This window comes from Sphingopyxis sp. OAS728, assembly GCF_014873485.1.
Classification (GTDB): Bacteria; Pseudomonadota; Alphaproteobacteria; order Sphingomonadales; family Sphingomonadaceae; genus Sphingopyxis.
In genome coordinates this window covers 2,483,134-2,505,943 of sequence record NZ_JADBDT010000001.1, presented here as the reverse complement: position 1 = coordinate 2,505,943, position 22,810 = coordinate 2,483,134, and the positions used below count along the sequence as shown (strand labels likewise).

Sequence of the window (22,810 nt, the reverse complement as noted above, 5' to 3'; positions counted from 1 at the left end):
CCGCCCCTTTTCTTTTCGAACCCCGTTTCGATTGGCGTTCCCCCCGGCGGGCTTGCGCATTACAGGCGGGCGATGCTTCGCCTGACCGAACTGACCTTGCCACTGCACCATGCGCCCGAGGATTTGCCCGCCGCGATCTGCAAGCGGCTGCGGATTTCGCCGCGCGAGCTGATCCGCCACGTCGTCGCACGCCGTGCCAACGATGCGCGCGACAAGACGAACATCAAGCTGATCTATTCGGTCGACGTCAATGTGAAGGACGAGGGCGCGGTGCTCGCGCGCTTTCGCAAGGACCGCAATGTCCAGCAGACCCCGAACACCGCGTATAAATTCATCACCCAAGCGCCGAAGGGCATCAAGCGGCCGGTCGTCGTCGGCGCGGGGCCGTGCGGACTGTTCGTCGGGCTGATCCTCGCGCAGATGGGGTTCCGCCCGATCATCCTCGACCGCGGCAAGGTGGTGCGCGAGCGCACCAAGGACACATGGGACTTGTGGCGGCGCAGCGTGCTCCACCCCGAATCGAACGTCCAGTTCGGCGAGGGCGGCGCGGGCACCTTCTCCGACGGCAAGCTCTACAGCCGGATCAAGGACCCGCGGCACCTCGACCGCAAGGTGCTGACCGAATTCGTGAAAGCGGGCGCCCCGCCCGAAATATTGACCGAGGCGCACCCGCATATCGGCACCTTCCGGCTGGTGACGATGGTCGAAAGCCTGCGCGAGACGATCGAGGGGCTGGGCGGCGAATATCGCTGGCAGCACAAGGTCGACGGGCTCGATATCGTGACCGACGGCGCGGGCGAACGCCGCGTGCAGGGCGTGCACTTGGCAAACGGCGAGTATATCGAGGCCGATCGCGTCGTTATGGCGATCGGCCACAGCGCGCGCGACACCTTCGCGATGCTGCTGGCGGCGGGGGTGCATGTCGAGGCGAAGCCCTTTTCGATCGGCGTCCGCATCGAGCATCCGCAATCGTGGATCGACGCCTCGCGCTTCGGCGCCGATGCGGGCAATCCGATCCTCGGCGCTGCCGAATATCATATCTCGCACCACTGCAAGAACGGCCGCACCGTCTATAGTTTCTGCATGTGCCCCGGCGGCACCGTCGTCGCCGCGACGTCGGAGGAGGGCCGCGTCGCGACCAACGGCATGAGCCAATATTCGCGCAACGAACGCAACGCCAATTCGGGCTTCGTCGTCGCGATCGACCCCGCGCGCGACTATCCCGGCGACCCGCTCGCGGGCATCGCGTTCCAGCGGCACTGGGAATCGCTCGCCTTTGTCGCGGGCGGATCGAACTATCGCGCGCCCGCGCAGCGCGTCGGCGATTTCCTCAAAGGCCGCCCGTCGACCGAACTCGGCAGCGTCATCCCCTCCTATCGCCCCGGTGTGACCCCGACCGACCTGGCGCAATGCCTGCCCGCCTTCGCGGTCGAGGCGATGCGCGAGGCGATCCCGGTGTTCGGGCGCCAGATCGCGGGGTACGACCATCCCGACGTGGTGATGACGGGGGTCGAGACGCGCACCTCCTCGCCCGTGCGCTTCACCCGCGGCGAGGATTTTCAGAGCCTGAACACCGCGGGGCTGTTCCCCGCGGGCGAGGGCGCGGGCTATGCCGGGGGCATTTTGTCGGCGGCGGTCGACGGCATCAAGGTCGCTGAGGCGGTGGCGCGGAGTGTGATGCCGTGACGCTGATCCTGTTCAACAAGCCGTGGGGCGTGCTGTCGCAATTCACCGACAAGGGCATGACCGCGAGCGCGGACGGCCCGCGCGCGACCTTGTCCGACTATATCGACGTGCCCGGCGTCTATCCGGCCGGGCGGCTCGATCGCGACAGCGAGGGGCTGCTGATCCTGACCGACGACGGCGCGCTGCAGGCGCGCATTTCGTCGCCGAAGCACAAGACGCCCAAAACCTATCTGGCGCAGGTCGAGGGCGAGCCCGACGCCGCCGCGCTGGCGGCGCTCAGCCGCGGCGTCACGCTGAACGATGGCCCGACTCGCCCCGCGGCGGTCCGCCGCATCGACCCGCCGATGCTCTGGGACCGCGACCCGCCGGTGCGATATCGCAAGAGCGTGCCGGATAGCTGGATCGAACTGACGATCACCGAAGGCCGCAACCGCCAGGTGCGGCGGATGACGGCGGCGGTCGGTTTTCCGACGCTGCGGCTAGTGCGGTGGCGGATCGGGGGGTGGGAGATCGGGGATTTGGGGTTGGGGGAGTGGCAGGTGGTAGAGCGGAGCTCAGCATAGCCGCTAGGGCGCCGCAAAGTTTCACGTCGTGGCCGTTCCTTTAATCGTCAAAATGGGGATCGCGCCCGTTGAGGGTTCGATGTAGCCTGTTAACCGATTCCTTGATCCATGGATCGGGAAAGGCGGCTGGGTCAGCTAAAAGGTCTCCCACGCGAGCATTGAGAACTTCAGCATTACAGAACTCATTTATTGTATTAAGTTCGGTGGCGTATCCTGGTGGCACAATTAGTCCGGCGAAAGTGCCAATAGCTTCCGCTCCGATAAGTTGTTGAGTGAGGTTTTCTCGGAGGTGCTCGTCCCAAGCGGACGCGTTAAGAAGCGCATAAAATATTTCCATATTCGGTAACCTACGCAGGGCTAGGCCGCTCAAGATTGCGGTTCGATATCGGGGAAACTCACGGCGCATGAGATCCTCGACTTGCGTTTTATCATATAGTGCTTGTGATGAACCGCTAGGCGAGTTTCTGGAGAGCCCGTTAGCGCGCATTTCATTCCGAAGAATCCAAGGAGCAATCACTAGATCACCCTCCCTGATCAACGCTTCGAGAACTTTCCTTACTCTTGGTATCTGACGCACATCACGAGCTGCGAGCCGTGCCAACGATCGCGCCGCGTCACGTGAAAGTTCATTCGCACTGTTGGGGCCATCGAGCCAATCATGATCTCGCACGAATACGTCGGAAAGTTTCGACCAGAACTCGTCATCGCCAGCTTCAGGCAGATCGGGTAGCAGATCTTCAATGCGATCGAGTAAATCCGGAAGCTTTCCCTCACTAGACGTTTCAAGGAGCTTCGAAGTGAGATCTGCGGCCCAGAGCATCCACAGGGCCTCTATCTCTCTCCTAGGAATCATGCCTGGTGGATTTCCGAGATACAACATTCGGATGAGATTTTTCCGACGAGACAGCCTATTCCCACTGCCCGCTACCCCTCGATCTGTGAATCTCGGAAAGAGCAATTCGAGCACATGTTTATGAGCTGCCGCGCTTGGCCCAAGAACAGAAGTGACGTCCGGGGCGCGGCCCTTGTCCATTTGAACGGAAACGCGCCGGACCATTTCCAACTCTCCCGGATCGTCAACTAGTTCCTCAATTTTTGCAGCAATTGCATCACGGAGTGCGGGCGCTTTAGTGGCTAGCCAGCAATAGCCGAGGACATCAAACGGCGATATCTCTCCGCGGACCGCTTCTTCAAGCACAGCAAAGGCCCCCACTAGGCGCTTCACCTCACGCGGTGTTTCGATTGCGTCGAGAACTCGATCTCGAATGTCGCGCTCGGCTTCAGTAGGCTCTTCTGGCAATGCCGATTTGTGCTGCTCAAGAGCGGCATCAAGCAATGCCATGGCGTCGCCTCTGAAAAGAGGGCGAAGCGGGATTGGGTGCTGTACGATCTTTTCAAGATAGCTGTTGCCAGCCTCCCGGCACTCGTCGGTTCGCCCTCCACCTAGGGCCTCAGCAACACGCTTGGGGTCGTATGCTACGAGATAAGAAACGCCTCTAATTTCCCCCACGGCTTTAATTAGGCGCGCGACGGCTTTGACGTCATCGTCTTCTACCCGATCCAGTTCATCTATAAGGACGACGACCGCACAGCGTAGATCCGTGATCTTCTTTTCTAAAACCGACCGCTCGTCCTCCGGCGAAATAGGCTTCGACTTTATCGACTTCGGGAGAATCTTCTCGAAAAAACCCGCGCTCGTGCCGACGTCCGTCGCGGCTATCGTCACCTTGCTCGAGAATAATATAGCGCCCCAATATCGGTCCAATTCATCCCTTAAGGCGTTAAATTCTTCGCTGCGATTTCTGCCGACTGCTGCACGCAGGGCGTTGAAAAAACCGGTGAGAAGTTCGTCTCCCTTGCCAAGCAGCCACGGGTTGAACTGCGCAACGATTACGCGGTCCATTGAGCCAAGCTTTAGCGCCAATAAATTGAGGACGCTCGACTTGCCGAGCCCCCATTTGCCAGTCAGACCTACAACGTAACCGGTTGCTTCGGCCGATTTGGTTATTCCGCGATCATCACGGTCAACCCGCACCAATGCCCTAACGAGGCTATCGACAAATGGACCTCGCTCGAGCTTGTCGCCGTATTCGTCTCGGATCGCGCGGTCTTGGCGGGCATCAAATGGGAGCTTCATTCCACTAAGATACCGCGTGTATCCTGCAGCACCATAGACGATTTCTAACAATCGATCCCGAAATGGACCTTCGAACGCAGTTCTGAAACTCTCGATTACTTTAGGGCCAAAAATGTACCGCGAAGCCGATATGGCCGCAGATTGAACAAACCATGAACAAACCTCTTTCCTACATTCCACCACCAAGTCATATCCTGTCCGGTTTGGTAGACAGGAGGGCTTATCATGCAGAACCGGACACCGATCGCGGCGGAGGCTCGGCCGCCGCTTCCCGACTTTACGCCGGTGCCGCGCAAATATCGGCATGACGGGTGGACGCCCGAACGGCAGAAGGCGTTTATCGGGGCGCTCGCCGATACCGGGTCGGTCAGCCGCGCGGCGGCTATGGTCAATATGGCGCAGGCGAATTGCTATACGCTGCGGCGCGCTCCCGGTGCGGAGAGCTTTCGCCGGGCGTGGGAGGCGGCGCTCGATTTCGGGGTCGCGCGGCTGAAGGATATTGCGTTCGAACGCGCGATCGACGGCTATCTGGTGCCCGTCTTTGTCGCCGGGAAATTGATGGGGTTTCGGCGGCGGCACAATGACGCGCTGCTGATGTTCTGCCTGCGCCATTATGGGCAGGATGCGGGCGGCAAGCGGACGACGATCAACTATTTCTCGACGCGCGCCGGGGCGGTTGCTGTGGCGTCGGGCGGCGGTGCTGGCGCGATGGGTGTCTCGACTTCGCTCGACACGAACGGGAATGTGGGGGCGGGAGGTGCGATGGCCGAGGCCTCGACGACGACGGTGCGGACGGTGATCCACGGCGATGGCGCGGGGGCGGGCGATCCGGTCGGGGCACAGGATGAGGCGGCAGCGCTGCTCGAAGGATATGAGGGGACGGCGCTCGACGATCAGGCGCAGGCCGAGATCGGGGCGGCGCTGCTTGCGCTCGCCGAGCGGCAGCGCGCGATGATCGCCGCGACCGATGAGGGCGCGCTCGAGGCGATTGCGATGCAGCTCGACGATCCGGGGGTGGAGATGGTGCAGCTGCGCGAGCATGACACGCCCTATTATGGGCCGCTGCAAATGTATGAGGGGGCGCCTGTGGATGCCGAGCCGGTGCAGCGCTTTGCGGGCGAGGCCGACTGGGTGAGCGCGGGGGGCGATATTCCCGAGGGCTATCTGGCGTGGATCGAAGCGGCCGAGGCGCGCGGCGAGCGAGTGCCGGCGGTGCCACTGACGCCGGCGGTGGATGACGGGGTGGCCGCGGTGAAGAAGGTGCCGTCGTGGCGGCAGCGGCGCAAGGCGAAGGCGGCGGAGGGGTAGGCCTTTCCGGCGGGGTGCTCCGGCCATTCTTCGGCCTCAATTGCGGGCGATCAGGTGCGGACAGGGAGGGCATCCTATGACCATGAAATCGATTGCCGCATCGCTCGCTTTGCTGTCGTGCGCCGCGACGCCGCTCCATGCGCAGACGGCGCAGGGGCCCGCGTATCTGAACGGCGCGGGGCCGGTCGCCACGGGGGGCTTTGCCGGGGTGCGGCTGCGCATCCCGCTCGGCGGCGGGCGCGAGAGCGACAAGGATATCCGCGCCAGCCTGACGCTCGCGCCGATGCAGCGGAGCGACGGGTCGGGGCTGCGCGGACCCGCGTGGCGCTTTGGCGAGGGGCTCGAGTTCGGGTTCAGGGGCGATGAGGTCGCGCCGCAGCTTTCGCTCGGCGGGCAGCGCCTGACCTCCGGCAAGGCGGCGTCGACGAAGGGGCGGAGCAACATGTCCGACGCGGGGACCGTCGCGGTCGTTGTCGGCGGGCTCGCGCTGCTGGCAGGCATCGGCCTGCTTGTTGCGCTCGACGCGTCGGACGATCCCGACCGCTGCTGCGAATAGGCGCGGCCGACCGCGCGCCGCCTCGGGTCAGGCCGGGGCGGTCGCGGGTTCGGGCTTGGCTGCGGTGGTGGCTGTGCCGCGCTTCCACAGGAGCAGGAACAGCCCGCCGGCGATCAACGACAGGTTGACGATCCACGCCATGGGATCCGCGGTACCGATGCCGCCGCGCAGCGCGAGGTGCGTCGCGGCGGCGGCGAGGGTGAGCGCGCCGGTCACGAGGCGGCCGAGCGTCGAGAGGCGTGTCGCGGGAAGGCGGATCGCGAGAGCCAGGAAGATCAGGCTGACGACGAGCCACGCGGCGATCGCGGCGGGCGCGCTCGCGATGGCGAGGCCGGCGACCGCAGCGGCGGCAATGCCCGCGGGCTGGCCCCAGACGGTCGCGGCCCAGGCGCGCTCCCACGCGGGGGCAGGGCGGCCCTTGTCGCGGCGGCGCGCGAGCCAGATATGGACCCCGCTCGCGGCGAGATAGGTGAGGCCGAGGCCGAGCGCGAAATAGACGATCTTGACGATCCCGCCGCCGAACCAGCCGAAATGGAGCTGGCCCATGCCGCCGAGCAGATCCTCGCCGAGATTGTTATCGGTCGCCTTTTGCGCGCTGTAGATGCTCGCGTCGCGGCGGAAGGCATAGCTGTCGGTGCCCGCCATGCGATCGGGCTGCTTGACGTTGAACAGCGCGGCGCCGCCCATCTCGGTCGGATGTTCGGTGAAGATATAGGTGAGGCGGCCGCCGTCCTGCGGCAGCTTTGCATACATCGGTTTGAGGTCGAGCACCGGCGCGGGGCGCGGATCGTCGACCGGCGGTTCGGGGATGAAGAGCGCGTAGACCTTGCCCGCGTCGCCGTTGAACATCGCCATGCCGAGCACCCCGACGATGATCGTCGTGAGCCCGAGGAAGGCGCCGGTGAGCGAGATGATGATGTGGAAGGGCAGCGCCCAGACGCCGAGCCGGTTGTGGAGATCGGCCTCCTGCAACCTTCGACCCGCCGAGGCGGAGGTGGAAGGCGTCGCGGAAGATGCGCGGGTGCGCGAGGATGCCCGAGATGAGCGAGGACAGCAAAGCGACGCCGATCAGCCCGACGAGGAAGCCGCCCCAGGTGCGCGGCAGGTGGAGGTTGATGTGGAGGCGCGTGATGAACTCGGTCCACGCAAACTCGGTCGACGGCGCGAGCTTGCCCGCGGCGTCGGCGACGAACTCGCGGTCCTGGTCGGCATCGACATGGAGGAGCAGGCGCGGGAAGTCATTGGTGGGGAGCGTGATATAGACATGCTCGACCCCCGGGCCGCCCGCGGCGATCGCGCCCTCGAACGCGGTCTGGACGGATTCGGGCGTGGCGTCGGTGAGCTGCGGCGCCGAGGCGCTTTCCCAGCGCTGGAACTCGTGCGCGAAGACCGCGATGCTACCCGACAGGCAGATGAGATAGATGAGCGCGGCGAAGGCGAGGCCTAGGCTGCTGTGCCCGCGGAGCACCGCGCGGACGAAGCCCGCGGGGATGCGCGACATCAGATCCTTTTTCTTCGCGGGCTTTTGGGGCTTCGGGGCGGGGGTGGCGGCGGTCATGCGAAGCCCTTCACGATGGCGGCGGTGAAGCTGACGAGCGCGACGCCGACGAGCACGGCGGTTGCGCGGAGGATGCGGTTGTCGGCGAGCGTCCACGCCATGCACGCGCCCCATGCGACGGGGACGATCAGCCCGCCGATGACGAGGCGCGTCTGCTGTTCGCCGGGGACGAAGGCGGCCCATGCGATGCCGACGCCCATCGCGGCGACCATGCCGATCGGGCCCGCGAGCAGCCAGCGCAGCGTCTCGCGTCCCTTGGTGGTCGCGCGGTCGGAGGGTTCGGGGGCGAGGCTTTCGCGCGCGGCGCGTGCCTTCGCCTGCCGGACAGTATAATTGGCGGCAACGATGCCGAGCGCGGCGGTCGAGGCGATCGCGAGCGCGATGAACGGTCCGCGCGCGGGGCCGAGCAGCCACGCAGGGACGATGGTCGCGGCGGCGATGAGCAGCCAGCCGAGGGCGACGAGGCCGGTCTGCTGCTGCTTGCCCAGCCACGACCGGCGGAGCAGCCATGCGCCCGCGCCCGCCGCCACGGCAATGAGCAACGCCGGCAAAAGCGCCGGAGTGTCTTCCATCTTGTCCCCCTATATCGTTTCCGGCCTCACTATTGACTCGCATTCGCAATAGCAATAGCGGGCCCTTCGATAGCTAAGCGGGGAGCTAAAGACAATGACCAACTCTTTCCGGCCGGTTCTGGCCCTGATGCTGGCGAGCGCGGCGATGCCGCTGCACGCCGAAGAAGCGGCGATGGATGCCGCGGTGGCCGACGCGGCCGATACGGGCGAGAGCAACGAGATCGTCGTCACCGGCCTGAAATTCGACCGCACGCTGCAGGACACGCCCGAAAGCGTGAAGGTCTTTACCTCCGACGATATCGAACGTCAGAGCCTGACCAATATATTCGACCTGATCGATCGCACCGCGAACCTGGCCTCAACCTTCAACGAGTCGGGCTTCACGATCCGCGGCATTTCGAACACCAATGTGTCGGGCACCGGTTTCGGCGACCTCGCCACCGTCTATCTCGACGGATCGCCGCTGCCGAGCGACGCGACCGCCAGCGGTCCGCTCGACCTGTGGGATATCGACCAGGTCGAGATTTTGCGCGGGCCGCAATCGACGCTGCAGGGGCGCAACGCGCTGGCAGGGGCGATCATCATCAAGACCGCGGATCCGAGCTTCGACTGGCAGGGCAAGGCGCGCGCGATGATCACCGATGCCAATGGCGAATATCGCTTCGGCGCCGCAATCGGCGGCCCGATCATCGACGATGTCCTCGCTTTCCGCGTTGCGGGCGAACTGACGCGCGGCGACGGGTTCGTGAAGAACAGCTTCACCGGGGGGCATTACGATCCGAACAGCAGCGACGTCGTGCGCGCCAAATTGCTGTTCACCCCGTCGGGGGCCGACGGGTTGCAGATCAAGCTGTCCTATCTCCATGACCGGCACGACGGCAACGGACGCGGCTATGCCTATAGCGACACGCCCGATTATTGGAGCAATCGCATCGTCGAGGCCAATCGGCCGACCTTTTCGCGATCGAAGACCGACCTGTTCACGCTCGATGCGACGCTGCCGCTCGGCGATGTGTTCACCCTGTCGTCGATCTCGACCTATAATCATCTGCGGACATCGTCGGCCTATGACGGCGATTTGCAGGCGGTCGATACCGCCTATGGCGATGCGGTTACCAATCAGAAGATTTTCAGCCAGGAACTGCGCCTGACGTTCGATACCGGCCCGTTGCAGGGCCTGATCGGCGGCTATTATTCACGGACCAAGAATCCGGATTCGAACACGAACAGCACCTTCGGTCTCGATCCCGACCGCGATCTGGGGCTGACGCCGACGGTCGCCGCCGTGCTGCAGGGCCCGCCCTTCGGCCTCGATCCCGCGACAGCGCTTTTTCTGGCGCAGCAGGCGAGGGCGCAATATCCGGGGCTGATCTACATCACCTCGTCGCAGGATTATTCGATCGACATCGAGACGATGGCGCTGTTCGGCGATGCTAGTTTTGAAATCACGCCGGGGCTGAAGCTGCTCGCGGGTTTCCGTTACGATCGCGAGAAGCAGCGGGTATCGAACGACAATATCGTCGTCATCAACACCCCGCTGCCCAACCCGGCGCTTTATCCGTCGCCGCTCAACATGATCCTGTCGACGGTCAACGGGCTGATCCAGCAGCAGGCCGACGATGCCAGCAGCAGCAGCCCGCTGTCGAACACCAGTTATGAAGCCTTCCTGCCCAAGGGCGGCATTTCGTGGGAAATCGCGCCCGACAAGACGATCAGCGCGATCGTCCAGCGCGGCTATCGCTCGGGCGGCAGCGGCGTGAACCCGGCGCGCGCATCGACCTATGTCTATGATCCCGAATATACGTGGAATTATGAGCTGTCGCTGCGCACGCAGTGGTTCGATCGGCGGCTGACCTTCAACGCCAACGCCTTTTTCATCGACTGGACCGACCAGCAGGTGAGCGTGCAATTGTCGAACAGCGTCTATGATTATGAGACGCAGAATGCGGGCAAGTCGCGCGTTTACGGCTTCGAAGTCGAGAGCGATTTCGACGTCACCGACAGTTTCAACATCTATGGATCGGTCGGTTATGCGCGCACCGAATTCCTCGATTTCGACGCGACGGGCGGCTTTGTCGACGATCTGTCGGGACTCGAGTTCGTGAGCTCGCCGCGCTGGACCTGGGCGGCCGGTTTCAGCTGGCGCGACCGGAGCGGGATTTCGGTCAACGCCAACGTCAATCATCGCGGCGCGGCCTATCAGGGGCTGATCGACCAGAGCGCCCGCGATGTGCCCGGCCGCACCCTCGTCAATGCCAAGGTCGGCTGGAGCAACGACAATTTCGGCGCCTATCTGTTCGCGAACAACATCTTCGACGAGAAATTCTTCGACTATCAATATGACAATGATGGCCGCCTCAACGCGTTGCTCGGCGAGCCGCGTATGATCGGGCTGAGTTTCGAAGCGCGGTTCTGAACGGAAGGGCGCTGCCGCCGTGCGCGGTCAGTGCCCCTCGATCGGCGGCGCCGCGCGCCGCGTCCGGCTTTCCCAGATCGCGACCGCGGTGAGGAGCAGCGTCGTGAGCCACCCCATGGTGAGCAGATCGGCGTTGAGGCCGACCGGAGCCAGCGCCAGCGCGGCGACGATGCCCACGAGATGCGACACCGGGATGCGACCGTAAACGACGCGGCGGTAGATCGCGCTGCCGGCGAAATAGAGGATCGGCCCGGCGGCGATCACCAGCACCTGCGGCAGGGTGGCGTGGCCGTCCGGATGCGCCATCGCCAGATCGTTGCCGACCGCGCAGACGATGATGCCTCCGACGAGGATCGCGTGGACATAGTTAAACCAGGCGCCGATGCGGCCGGGGTCGTCGGAGGTCGTGATCTTTGCCGTCGCGTCCTTGCTCGAGGTGCCGAAATAGAGCCACCAGAGCGCGAGCGTGCCGAGGAAGGTCGCGCCGAGCGCCGAGAGGAGCGAGCCGCTCCACGCTTCGCCGCGGGCGAGCGTGGCGCCGGTTGCGAGCAGGGTTTCGCCCAGCGCAACGATGACGAAGAGCTGGCAGCGTTCGGCGAGATGCCCGCCCTCGATCGTCCATTCGCTCGTGTGCGATCGGCCGAGCCCGGGAAAGGCGAAGCCGGTCATCGGGGCCACATATTCGAGGAAGACGGCGATCGCCCAGAGGAGCAGGCGTAACTCATGTCCGACGAGCGCGCCGGCGATCCAGAAACAACCCGACATGGTGAACCACGCGGCCATGCGACGGTAATTGGCCGCGAGTGCCGTGGAGCGGTCGAGCGCAAGGATTACGAAGAGCGTTCGCCCGAGCTGTATCGCGACATAGCATCCGGCGAAGACAAGCGCCTTGTTCCCGAACGCGTCGGGGATCGCGGCCGACATCACGAGCGCGAGCAGCATCAGCACGAATAGGAAGCTGCGCAGCCGGGGGTTTTCGGGGTCGAACCAGTTGGTGACCCAGCAGGTATATTGCCAGCCGAGCCAGACCGCGAACCAGAGGATCAGCGTTTCGAGCGCGCCGACGAGGCTGAGGTGGTGGAGCAGAGTGTGGCTGAGCTGGGTGACCGCGAAGACGTAGACGAGGTCGAAGAACAATTCTTCGAAGGTCACGCGCGCGTGATGGCCGTCGCGGTCGCGGAGCATCGGGCGGCGGGGGGCGCCGGGGTGCTTCGCCGTCATTGCGCGGTGACCGGCCTGGCGTGCATGAAAGTCCCCTTCGAAAACGGATCGCGGTCTGAATATCGCTGCCCCGGCGGCAAGGGAAGATGGCCCATGGGATAGGTCCGGCGGCCGGGGGGACGGCCGCCGGGGAGGGGTCACTTGGTCGTGTAGCCGCCGTTGACGAGGATCGTCTGGCCGGTCATCCACCAGCCGTCCGACACGAGCATGCGGATCCACGGGACGATGTCGGCGATGTCGGTGAGGCCGGTCTTCGTGAAGGCCGAGAGCGCGGCGGCGGATTTGTGATAGGCCTGCGCATCTTCGCCTTCGGCGGGATAGAAGAAGGGGGTGTCCATCGGGCCGGGACCGATCGCAGTCACCGAAATGCCCCGTTCGCCGAACTCCTTCGACGCGGCGCGGGTGAAATGCTCGACCGGCGCCTTGGTGCCCGCATAGGCGGCATAGAAGGGCGTGTAGGCGCCGAGTAGCGAGGTGACGAGCGTGCATATCTTGCCATTGTCGTTCACATGTTTGCCGGCCTCTTTCAGGAAGAAGAAGGCGGTCTTCGAATTGACCGCGGTCATCGCGTCATATTCGGCTTCGCTGATCTCGGTGAAGGGCTTTTTGAGCACCTTGCCGACGGTGTTGATCGCGATGTCGGGGCGGCCGATCGCGGCGATCGTGTCGGCGAACAGCTTTTCCATGGACGCGGCCGACGTGAGGTCGGCTTGGAAAGCGACCGCCTCGGCACCCGCGGCGCGGATCGCGGCGAGCGTCGCTTCGGTCTCGGCTGCTGCTGCGGCGCTGTTGTAGTGGATTGCGATGGCCTTCGCGCCCTGTTCGGCGAGGTCGCGCGCGATCAGGCCGCCGAGATTCTTGCCGCCGCCGGCGATGAGGACGGTCTTACCCTTGATGCTGTGGTCGGCCATTTTGGTCTCCTTGGTCGTTATCTGTGCAAGGCTAAGCCGCTTTGATCTTGTCCGCTTTCAAATTCCGGCGCAGCGTTCGAATATTGTTTCGGCGAGTCGTGGGGGCTCGCAAGGTGGGTGATTGACCGAAGCCGCAACCGTCTGGGATGGCATCAGACCGCGATCGGGGCGCGACGTCGTCGCGCGGCACCAGGCGCAGATCGGCCAGCTCGGCGTGCTCGCCGCCACCGAAAATCTCGAAGCGCCGACCGACTGGGCGTTCGAGGAAGATCATCATGTCATCGTCGTCCATCTCGGCGGCCGGCTCGACCGGATGGAGTGCGAGTTCGCGGTCGGGCCGTCGGGGCCGGTTCTGCCGGCGCGCGGCGATGTGTGGATGATCCCGGCGGCGGGCCGCTATGCGGCGCTCGCGCAGGGCGAGCGTGCCGAGTTTGTCGAGCTGAGCGTGCCGACGGCGCTGCTCGCCGATGCGCCGCTCGTGGCGCGGGTGCAGCATCGCGACGCGTTTTTGTTCGATGCGGCGGCGCGGTTGTTCGAGCTCGTAGGCGAAGCAGATGACGATCTGGCGCGGATGGCGTCGCACGAGGTGGGCGACGCGCTCGAGCGCCATCTGTTTCATCGATATGGGCATCGCGATCCGCGGCCCGTGCGGCGGGCCTTGTCGGCATCGGATCGCAACCGGTTGGTCGATGCGATCCGCGGGCAGCTCGATGCGGAGCATAGCCTTGCCGCGTTCGCGGCGCTGGTCGGGATGGACGAGCGGGGCTTCACCGGCGCCTTTCGCGACGCGTTCGGCGTGTCGCCCTGGCAATATGTGATGCGCGCACGGCTGGACGAGGCGGCGCGGTTGCTGTGGTACCGCGCGGAGCCGGTGACCGAGGTGGCGTTGGCGACGGGCTTTGCGTCGCCCAGCCATTTCGCGACCGCTTTTGCGCGGCGCTTCGGGGTGCCGCCGTCGCGCTATCGTGCTGCGGCACGTTAGGGTCTTTCCGGTCCGGGTTGAGGCGTCGTGACGGAGCCGATTTTGGCCGAGTGCGAGGAGAGAGGAGGGAGCAATGCCTTTGCATCGTGACCGACGATCGACGCAGCAATCGGCCAAAATCGGCCCGCCCCTTCGGGGTTGGCGCTGGAAGCGTGCCGGTCATCGTCGCGTTGCTTGTCCGGGCAACCAGCCCGGCCTGCACAACGCTCCTCGCCGACACGCTTCCAGCACCAATCACGACGCCTCAACCCGGACCGAAAAGACCCCCGGCGCGGGCGGTTCGGCGCGTCAGAACTTCAGGCGCGCGCCGACATAGAATTGACGGCCATTGTCGTAGATCGCGCGCGGGCGGTCGCGGGTGCCCGAATATTGCTCGATCTTCTCGTTGGTCAGGTTGATCGCGTCGGCGGTGAGCGCAATATTGTCGGTGATATTGACGCTGACCGACGCGTCGAGCGACGAGAGTGCGGCCTGATTGAGCGGCGCGGCGCGGTCGATATCGATGAAGAATTTCGACCGGTAATTGTACGAGAGCCGCGCGCTGACGAGGTCATTCTCATAATAGCCCGTCAGGTTGAGCGAGTGCTTCGAATTGCCCGGGATCGGGTCGCCATTGTTCGCCTTGGCGTCCGAATAGGTGTAGTTCACCACCGCGCCGAAGCCGCCCCAGATCGGGCGCGACACCTGGAATTCGAAGCCCTGGTTGCGCCCGCCGTCGCCGTTGCTGCGGCGGTTGATCTGATAGGGGCAGTTGAACAGGTTCGGGTTGCCGCCGCCCGCCGCGACGCAGCCCGCGGGCTGCGATCCCGGCACGAACACGCCCGGCAGGACTTCGGTCGAGGTCGTGTTGACGATGTACGACTGGATATCCTTGTAGAAGGCGGCGAGCGCGACGATCGTCTCGCGGTCGGGATACCATTCGATCGACAGGTCATACTGGTTGGCGCGGTACGGATCGAGGTTCGGATCGCCGCCGCGGCCGGTGAGCAAGGTGCCGTTGAGATCGACGCCGGGGGTGATGTCGACGAAGTCGGGGCGCGTCACCGTCTTGCCCGCGGCGAAGCGCAGCACGACCTGCGGTGAGAGATCGACCGAGAGGTTCGCGCTCGGCAAGATGTCGGTGTACGAGCGCTTCGCGGTCGACGGGGTGAAGCCGCCGAACGGGTTGGTGAACTCGGGGTTCGCGCCGCCGATGATATAGCCGTCCGACGTCTGGTCGGTGGTGATCACGCGGACGCCGACATTGCCGCGCCAGCCCTCGCCGCCGAATTTGGCGAGGCCGTAGCCGCCCCACGCCTTTTCGTTGATCGAATAGGTGTTGCCGGGGACGAGGAAGCGGTCGTTCGAGGGCGATGTCGATGCGCCATAGATGGCACGCAGCTTCGCCGGGTCGACGCGCCAATAGTCGGTGAGCGTGCCGGGCGAGGCGATATTGTCGAGGAAGTCGCCGGGCATCCCGCTGCCGGTTGCGAAGTCGGCCGAGGTGCAGGGCGCGCCGTTGCAACGCAGGCCGGGGGTGAAGACGCCGCCGTTGGTCGCGAAGCGTTCGGCGACGCGATCATGGTCGGTATATTTGACCCCGAATTTGAGCGCGGTGAGCGGGCCCCATTCGACCTCCTTTTCGACGTCGAGGTAGACATATTTCTCCTCATCGTCGTTGGTCACCGACTGGATGCGCGCGAAGTCGGGGCGGATGCCCGCCGGGTTGAGCGGGTTCGGGTTCGAGAAGCTGACCTCGGGCCGGCCGCTGGTGAGATCGTAGCTGAAGGCGCCGGGGCCGGCGAACTCGATGAAATTCTCGTTGTTCGTGTCGCCGTTCGCCTTGGTCCAGCCGGCCTTGAAATGCACCGAGAGGCTGTCGGTCGGGCGGTAGGTCAGGTCGAAGTCGGCCGAGACGGTCTTGGCGACCGCCTGGCGGTCGATCGCGTCATAGACGACGCCGAAACCCGTCGTGCCGCCGGTGGCCGAGGCGATGTTGCCCGAGACCGCGACGCCGTCGCGGACCACGGCATTGCTGATCGTGCCGCCGCCGGCGAGCGCCTGTTCGCCCCATGCGATATAATTCTGGTTGAAGTTGTCGGCGTTGAAACGCGAGTAGAGGCCGGTGATGTTGATCTCGAGCTCGTCCGACGGGCGGAACTGGATGCCGATATTGGCGCCGTAGCGCTCGCGGTCCTGTTCGAACATCGTCGAGCCGATCAGCGTCGGGACGAGCGCGCTCTGCCCGCCGCCGACGGGGAAGGAGCGGTAGCCGAAGATTTCGAGCCCGTCGCGGCGCGTGCGGCGCTTTTGATAGATGGCGCCGACAAGGACGCCGAAGGTCTCGTCGGCATTCTTCCAGCTGATCAGCCCCGAAACCTGCGGGTCGACCTTGCCCGACAGGTCCGAATAGGCGGCCTGCGCCGAGGCCGAGAGGGTGAGCGGGTCGAGGTCGAGGGGGTTGCGCGTGATGACGTTGATCGTGCCGCCGACCCCGCCTTCCTCGACGTCGGCCTGCGGGCTCTTGTAGACTTCGAGGCGGCCGATGATTTCGGCGGGCAGCGTCAGATAGTTGAAGCTGCGCGTCGAGGCGACCTGATCGAGGATGAACCAGTCGGCGGTCGCGACGCTATGGCCGTTGAGCAAAGTCTTGGTGAGGTTCGGCGCGGTGCCGCGGAGCGAGACGCGCTCGCCCTCGCCGAACTCGCGGTTGACGACGATGCCGGGGACGCGCTGGAGCGCCTCGGCGACATTCTTGTCAGGGAATTTGCCGACATCCTCGGCGGTGACGACGTCGGCGATCACCGACAGGTCGCGCTTTGCGTCGATCGCTTCGCGGAGCGATCCGCGAATGCCGGTGACGACAATTTCGCTCTCGGCCGTGTCAGCGGCGGGCGCGGTGGTGGAGGTCTGGGCGTGGGCCGCGCTGGCGGCGAAAAGCAGCGTACCAATGCTGGCCGAAGCGAGCAGATATCTTGCATTGGTCATGTTGAGTCTCCCTCTTTTTGATCTTGGATCAGCTTTTGCTCTAATTTTTGGGGAAATTTATACATACCAATCTATCCGTCAAGCGGATTTTGACGCAAGATATGACCCGCATGCGCGAAGTCAGCATAATTTTGGTATTTTATTGGTATTGTTGAGAGGACGCTTAGCGCGCTAACCAATCAGCCGCGCGCGAGTCGCGCCCCGGCCCGGCGCGTCAGAAATCGGGGAGCGCCTGGTTTGCAAAGCCCCAGCCCTTGAGATCGGGGCTCGCGGCACGCTTGAGCAGTTCGTCGCTATCCTTGATCGTCCACTGCCCAGCCTTGTCGACATCGGCGAGCGCATCCCAGCCGATCGGCACCGCGACCGGCGCCTGTTCGCGCGCGCGGACCGACCAGGGCATGACCGCGGTGCTGCCGCGCTGGTTGCGCAGATAATCGATGAAGATCTTTCCCTTGCGCTTCGCCTTGCTCATCGTCGCGATGAAGCGGTCGGGTTCGGCGAGGCTCAGCGCCTCGGCGAAGCGTTTCGAGAAATCCTTGTGCGCGTCCCAGCTGTGCGCCGGATCGAGCGGGACGACGACATGCACGCCCTTGCCGCCCGAAAGCATCGCGAAGCTGACGAGCCCGATATCGGCGAGCTGGCGGCGGATATCGAGCGCGGCCTTTTTGACGTCGGCGAAATCGAGCCCCTCGTCGGGGTCGAGGTCGAACACCATGCGGTCGGGCTTTTCGAGGCTGCCGACATGGCTGCCCCAGCCGTGGAATTCGATCGTCCCCATCTGGACGCAGGCGAGCAGGCCGTCGGCGTCCTCGACATAGAGATAATCCTCGTGCCCGCCATCCTTCTCCCTGATCGGCACGTGGAGGACGTGATCGCCGAACGAGCCCGAATCATGCTTCTGGAAAAAGCATTTCTTGCCGCGTCCCTGCGGGCAGCGGACGAGGCTGATCGGGCGCCGCGCGGTGTGCGGGAGCATGACGGGGGCGATCGCCGCATAATAGTCGGCGAGGTCGCCCTTGGTCGCCTTGGCCTCGGGAAAGATCACGCGATCGCGGCTGCTGATCGTCACGTCGCTTTCGGGCGCGGGGGCGGGCTGTTTCTTCTCGGGGGTCACGTCCTTGGCCTCCTTGTCATGGCGCAACCCGAGGAAGCTCGCATGGCGCACCGATCCGCTCGCGGTGAATTCGGCGAAGGCGATTTCGGCGACGAGGTCGGGTTTGAGCCAATGGACCTTGCGCGCCGATGCGGCGTCGACTTCGAGCGGGGCGGTCTTGCGTTCGCGGGCGGCGAATTTTTTCGCGAGGTCGGCCATCGTCTCGCTGTCGAAGCCGGTGCCGACATTGCCCTTATAGACGAGCGTGTCGCCCTCGCGCTGCGCGAGGAGCAAGGAGGCGAAGGGCCGCGCCTTGGTCGACGAAGGGTTCCAGCCGACGAGGATGAACTCCTGTCTCCGCGTGCATTTGACCTTCACCCAGCTTTTCGAGCGGCGTCCCGAATAAGCGGCGTCGGCGCGTTTCGAAATGATGCCTTCCTGTCCGGCGCTGCATATTGCGTCGTAGAGCTTCTCGCCCGCGCCGATGACATGATCGGCGACGGCGATCGGGGTCTTGGCATCGCGGAGCAGCGCTTCGAGGCGTTCCTTGCGTTCGAGATTGCCGAGCCTGGCGAGCGATTTGCCGCCCGCTTCGAGGAGGTCGAAGGCGAAGAAATGGAGCGCGGTTTTCTCGTCCTGTGCGCCGTGGCCGCGCTTGAGGACGGCTTGCAGCGACGAGAAGTCGGGGTTGCCGTCCTTGCCATAGGCGACGATCTCGCCGTCGATCAGGCAGGGGGGCAGGTCGAGCGCGGCAATATGGCGGACGAGCGGCCCGAACTTGTCGGTCCAGTCGAGGCCGTTTCGCGTATAAACGCGGACGTCCGATCCCGCCGCGGCGATTTCGGCGCGGTAGCCGTCATATTTGATCTCGTGAAACCAGCCGTTGCCGCCGGGCACTGCATCGACGAGCGTCGCGAGCTGGAGCGGGCGGAATTTGGGCGGCTTGCCCTTGGCGGCGGGTTTCGCGACCTTTTTGTTGTGCGCGGCGGCGTCGGCCATCTTCTTGGCGAAGGCCGCGCCTTTGGCGCCCTTCAGCGATTGCTCGCCGCCTTCGTCGCCGGCGATTTCGGCCATCGTGCGGCCGGTGAGGACGCTCGTCAGCTCGCGCCCGACGAGATCGTCGGTGCCGCCGGCATAGGCGTCGTCGACCTTGCGCAGCAGCCAATTCTCGCGCTTCTCGCCCGGGCGCGGCTTCATGCGGACGAGCAGCCATTCGCCCTTCATCCGCGTCCCGTCGAGGGTGAAATGGAGATGGCCCTTCTCGATATCCTTGGCGCTCTTGCCTGCAATCGGCGCCCAGGTTCCGCGGTCCCACAGCATCACCGTACCGCCGCCATATTCGCCCTTGGGGATGCCGCCCTCGAAATCGGCGTAGCTCATCGGATGGTCTTCGGTGCGCACCGCGAGGCGCTTGTCGGCGGGATCGGCGCTCGGGCCCTTGGTGACAGCCCAGCTTTTGAGGACGCCATCGACTTCGAGCCGGAAGTCGTAGTGGAGGCGGGTCGCATCGTGCTTCTGGACGATGAAGCGGTTGCCGGCTCCCTTTTCGACCTTGCCTGCGGGTTCGGGGGTCAGCGCAAAATCGCGCTTGGCATTATATTGCGCGAGCGGATCGGCGCGCCTCGCCATGTCAGGCGCGCTTGCGCGCTGCGGGCTTTTTGGCGGGGGCCTTGCTCGCCGGGGCCTTTTTCGCCGGCGCCGCTTTGGCGGGCGCGGTCTTCTTGCCGTCGACCGAGGCCTTGAGCGCGGCCATCAGGTCGATGACGTTCGAGCCGCGGCCGGTGCTGGCCGGTTCCTCGACGTCTTCGAGGACGCGCTTGCCCTTCGCCTTCGCTTTCTTGGCGATCACGCGTTTGAGCGCGTCGATATAATGGTTGTGATAGTCGCTCGCGTCGAATTCGCCGCTCTTCTTGGCGATCAGCGTTTCGGCGAGGTCGAGCAGGTCGGCGTCGGGTTTGCTGCTGCCGACGTCGCGGAAATAATTGGCCGCCTTGTTCACCTCGTCGGCGTAGCGCAGCACTTCGAGGACGAGCCCACGCCCGCACGGGCGCAGCGCGACGAGTTGCTCCTGTCCGCGCAGCGAGAGCTGGCCGAGCCCGACCTTCTTTGTGCGCTTCAAGGCTTCGCGGAGGACAATATAGGCCTCTTCGGCGAGTTCGTCGGCGGGGACGACATAATAGGGCTTGGTATAATAGAGCACGTCGATCGCGTCGGTATCGACGAACTGGACAAGCTCCAATGTGCGCTTGCTCTCGAGCTTGACCGCCTCGATCTCCTCCTCGTCGAGCAGGACATAATTGCCCTTCGACAGCTCGAAGCCCTTGACGATATCGTCATGGTCGACCGCGCCGATGCCGGGCACGACCTTTTCATATTTGATCGGCTTGCCGCTCGGTTCGTGGATCTGGCGAAAGGTGACCGCGGCGCCCGATTTGGTCGCCGAATAGATTTCGACCGGGATCGACACCAAAGCGAGCCGTATCTGTCCCTTCCAATAAGCGCGTGCGGCCATGGCGTTCCCTTTCGCTTTACCGAGTCACAATGAACAAGGCGGCGAGCGGTTCCTTATGGCAGGTGGCGCGGCGGGCGGGGACCAGACTTAGGTTGCGCCCCCCTCTCCCGAAGGAGAGGGGGGCGGCACGGATCAGAATTCGATCGAGGCCGACGCCTTGAAGGTGCGCGGGCCGCCCTGAAGCAGTCGCGAGCCGAAGGCGCTGAACGCGTTATAGGCCGTGGCCCAGTAGCGCTTGTCGGCGACATTATCGACGTTGAAGCGCAGCGTCAGCGGGGTATCGCCGAGCAGCGCGACATAGCGCGCGCCGAGATCGAAGCGCGTCCAGCTGTCGAGTTCGAGCGTGTTGGCCGAGTCCACCGCCTGTTTGCCGGTGTAGACGACGCGGCCGACCAGCGTCAGCGCGGGCAGGAAGGGGAGATCCCATTCGACGTTCGCGTTGGCGAGCACCTCGGGCACGCCGACCGCGTCATTGCCCTCGTCCACGCCGCCTTCGGTCCGGCGCAGCTTGGCGTCGTTGAAGGTCAGGCCCGAAATGATGCGGAGGCCATCGACCGGCTCGCCGTCGAGCGTGATCTCGACGCCCTTGTTCCGCTGGGTGCCGTAATTGCCATAGACCAGCGTGACCGGGTCGACGAAGCTGTTGGGCTTGTCGATCCGGAACAGTGCTAGACCTGCGTTGAAGCGTCCGAAGTTGAGCTTGCCGCCGACTTCATATTGCGTCGACTTGACTGGCGGCAGCACCTGGCCGCGGTTGACGACGGGGATATTGTTGCCCTGGCCGTCGTCGATCGTCAGCGGCGCGGTCGAGCCGGCGACGAGGCCTTCGATGCGGTTGGCGTATAGCGACAGGCCTTCGACCGGCTTGACAACGAGGCCGAGAACTGGGGTCGCGGCCGATTCCTTGTAACCGCCCGTGCGCGCGCCATCGGTGTAGGAGTAGGAGGTCGTCTTGATCTCCTGCAGCCGCAGACCGCCGGTGATCAGGATGCGGTCGTCCCACAGGCCGAGCGTGTCCGAGAAGAAGACGCTCGACACGCGGTTGCGGCTGATCGGGAACACATTGTCGAGGTCGCCGCCGACGAAGCCGGGCGTCGGCGCGGGCGCGACGACCGGGTCGTAGAGGTTGGTCGGATAGTTGGCCCCGAAGTCGAAGGCGTTGCGGTTGACCTGCCAGCTGACCGCGCCGCCGGCGTTGATCTCGTGGCTCATCCCACCGCCTTCGAGCTTGATGCGGATGCCTGCGGTCGCCGATTCATTATTGTCTTCGCGCGGCACATAGGAGCCACTGCCGGTCGCGGCGCCGGTGGCCGGATCGTTGACGGTGATGCCGGCGGTGGTCTGGTCCTCGCGGCCGTCGCGTGCGCCGACCTTGGCATAGAGCATCGCGGCGTCGGAAAGGTCATATTCGACGCTGAAGGTGCCGAAATAATCCTTGGTCAGGATCTGGCTCCACGGCTGCGAATAGTTGGTGTCGGCGTCGGGCACGCGCGGGATCACCCCGCCGATGCCGACTTGGCCGCGCCAATATGTCTGGTTCAGCCGCTGGTAGTTGAGGTTGAGCGCGGCGCGCAGCGGGCCATTGTTGTAATCGAGCGTGGCGCCGAGGACGTAGCTCGAGTGGAACTCGTCATCGATCGCGATATCGCCGCGACGCGCCGAGCCGTTGATGCGTAGGCCCCATTCCTGATTGGTGCCGAAGCGCCGCGCGATGTCGACCGCGCCCGAGATGTGCGAGGCGGAGGTATAGCCGAGCGTCGCGCGGATCATATCGCGCTCGGCCTTTTTGGGGAGGATGTTGACGCTGCCGCCGATGCCGCTGCCGCCCGGCGCGGCGCCGTTCAGGAAGGCGCTCGCGCCGTTGATGACCTGAACCGACGAGACGAGTTCGGGCGCGACGATCTGGCGCGGCGTGATGCCATAGAGGCCGTCGAAGCCGACATCGTCTGACGAGAGGTCGAAGCCGCGAATGACGAAGACTTCGCCGGCGATGCCGAAGCCGAGCGCGGTGCGGACGGTGGGATCATTCTCCAGCACTTCGCCGAGCGAATCGGGCTGCTGGTTCAGGATCAGCGCTTCGTTATAGCTGCGAATGTTGAACGGAATGTCCTCGGCCGCCTTGGTGCCGAAGACGCCGACATTGCCGCCGCTGGTTACCTTGGTCTGGTTGTTGCGCTGTGCGGTGACGAGAATCTCGTCGGCGCCGGTAGCCTCTTGCGCCATCACGGGCGCCGCAAAGGCGAGCGCAGCGGTCGCAGCGGTCGCGCCGAGTGCGATGCGGAAGGTCGATCTGGTCATGTATATTCCCCTTGCGTGCGCGGCCCTACC

General features: G+C 64.6%; 14 protein-coding genes and 1 pseudogene. 6 read left to right on the top strand and 9 right to left on the bottom strand.

The window, feature by feature from the left end:
• Positions 1–72 precede the first annotated feature (72 nt).
• Entirely contained in the window at positions 73–1,686 is a 1,614-nt protein-coding gene (locus tag GGC65_RS11685) for an NAD(P)/FAD-dependent oxidoreductase (RefSeq protein ID WP_192647315.1), read from the top strand.
• Positions 1,683–2,249, top strand: a complete 567-nt coding sequence (locus GGC65_RS11680; RefSeq protein ID WP_192647314.1) for a pseudouridine synthase — start codon at positions 1,683–1,685, stop codon at positions 2,247–2,249. Before GGC65_RS11685 ends, GGC65_RS11680 begins: the two co-directional genes overlap by 4 nt.
• 40 nt (positions 2,250–2,289) lie before the next feature.
• Here GGC65_RS11680 and GGC65_RS11675 read toward each other — a convergent pair whose 3' ends face one another.
• On the bottom strand, positions 2,290–4,437 hold the full coding sequence (locus tag GGC65_RS11675; protein ID WP_192647313.1) for a P-loop NTPase fold protein: 2,148 nt from the start codon (positions 4,435–4,437) through the stop codon (positions 2,290–2,292).
• Positions 4,438–4,611: 174 nt separating this feature from the next.
• Between GGC65_RS11675 and GGC65_RS11670 the strand changes: the two genes are divergently transcribed.
• Both GGC65_RS11670 and GGC65_RS11665 read left to right on the top strand, forming a co-directional pair.
• A complete protein-coding gene (locus GGC65_RS11670) occupies positions 4,612–5,694 on the top strand; it encodes a hypothetical protein (RefSeq protein ID WP_192647312.1) in 1,083 nt (360 codons plus the stop codon).
• Positions 5,695–5,770: 76 nt separating this feature from the next.
• Positions 5,771–6,250, top strand: a complete 480-nt coding sequence (locus GGC65_RS11665; RefSeq protein WP_192647311.1) for a hypothetical protein — start codon at positions 5,771–5,773, stop codon at positions 6,248–6,250.
• A gap of 27 nt (positions 6,251–6,277) precedes the next feature.
• Here the strand turns inward: GGC65_RS11665 and GGC65_RS11660 are convergent.
• Together GGC65_RS11660 and GGC65_RS11655 are read right to left on the bottom strand one after the other, a co-directional pair.
• A pseudogene (locus GGC65_RS11660) lies at positions 6,278–7,751 on the bottom strand (PepSY-associated TM helix domain-containing protein).
• A 53-nt stretch (positions 7,752–7,804) separates the two neighbouring features.
• On the bottom strand, positions 7,805–8,380 hold the full coding sequence (locus GGC65_RS11655) for a hypothetical protein (RefSeq protein WP_192647310.1): 576 nt from the start codon (positions 8,378–8,380) through the stop codon (positions 7,805–7,807).
• Positions 8,381–8,474: 94 nt separating this feature from the next.
• Between GGC65_RS11655 and GGC65_RS11650 the strand changes: the two genes are divergently transcribed.
• Positions 8,475–10,796 carry a TonB-dependent receptor gene (locus GGC65_RS11650; RefSeq protein ID WP_192647309.1) on the top strand — a complete coding sequence of 774 codons (2,322 nt, stop codon included), beginning with the start codon at positions 8,475–8,477 and terminating at the stop codon, positions 10,794–10,796.
• A 27-nt stretch (positions 10,797–10,823) separates the two neighbouring features.
• Here the strand turns inward: GGC65_RS11650 and GGC65_RS11645 are convergent, their stop codons facing one another.
• Positions 10,824–12,017 carry a low temperature requirement protein A gene (locus GGC65_RS11645; RefSeq protein WP_192647308.1) on the bottom strand — a complete coding sequence of 398 codons (1,194 nt, stop codon included), beginning with the start codon at positions 12,015–12,017 and terminating at the stop codon, positions 10,824–10,826.
• Positions 12,018–12,154: 137 nt separating this feature from the next.
• Positions 12,155–12,928 (bottom strand): SDR family oxidoreductase, encoded by a 774-nt coding sequence (locus GGC65_RS11640; protein ID WP_192647307.1) that lies wholly within the window; start codon positions 12,926–12,928, stop codon positions 12,155–12,157.
• Between the two features lie 121 nt (positions 12,929–13,049).
• On the opposite strand from GGC65_RS11640, the gene GGC65_RS11635 reads away from it, so the two are divergent.
• Positions 13,050–13,910 carry a helix-turn-helix domain-containing protein gene (locus GGC65_RS11635; protein WP_192647306.1) on the top strand — a complete coding sequence of 287 codons (861 nt, stop codon included), beginning with the start codon at positions 13,050–13,052 and terminating at the stop codon, positions 13,908–13,910.
• A 288-nt stretch (positions 13,911–14,198) separates the two neighbouring features.
• On the opposite strand, the gene GGC65_RS11630 is transcribed toward GGC65_RS11635, so the two are convergent.
• From GGC65_RS11630 to GGC65_RS11615, 4 genes are all read right to left on the bottom strand, one after another.
• Positions 14,199–16,877: a TonB-dependent receptor gene (locus tag GGC65_RS11630; protein ID WP_192647305.1), complete on the bottom strand. Its 2,679-nt coding sequence runs from the start codon at positions 16,875–16,877 to the stop codon at positions 14,199–14,201.
• A gap of 214 nt (positions 16,878–17,091) precedes the next feature.
• Complete coding sequence (gene ligD / locus GGC65_RS11625) at positions 17,092–19,599, bottom strand: DNA ligase D (RefSeq protein WP_192647304.1); 2,508 nt, start codon at positions 19,597–19,599, stop codon at positions 17,092–17,094.
• 1 nt (position 19,600) lies between these two features.
• Entirely contained in the window at positions 19,601–20,482 is an 882-nt protein-coding gene (locus tag GGC65_RS11620; RefSeq protein ID WP_192647303.1) for a Ku protein, read from the bottom strand.
• Positions 20,483–20,614: 132 nt separating this feature from the next.
• Positions 20,615–22,780 carry a TonB-dependent receptor gene (locus GGC65_RS11615; RefSeq protein WP_192647302.1) on the bottom strand — a complete coding sequence of 722 codons (2,166 nt, stop codon included), beginning with the start codon at positions 22,778–22,780 and terminating at the stop codon, positions 20,615–20,617.
• Between the last annotated feature and the right edge of the window lie 30 nt (positions 22,781–22,810).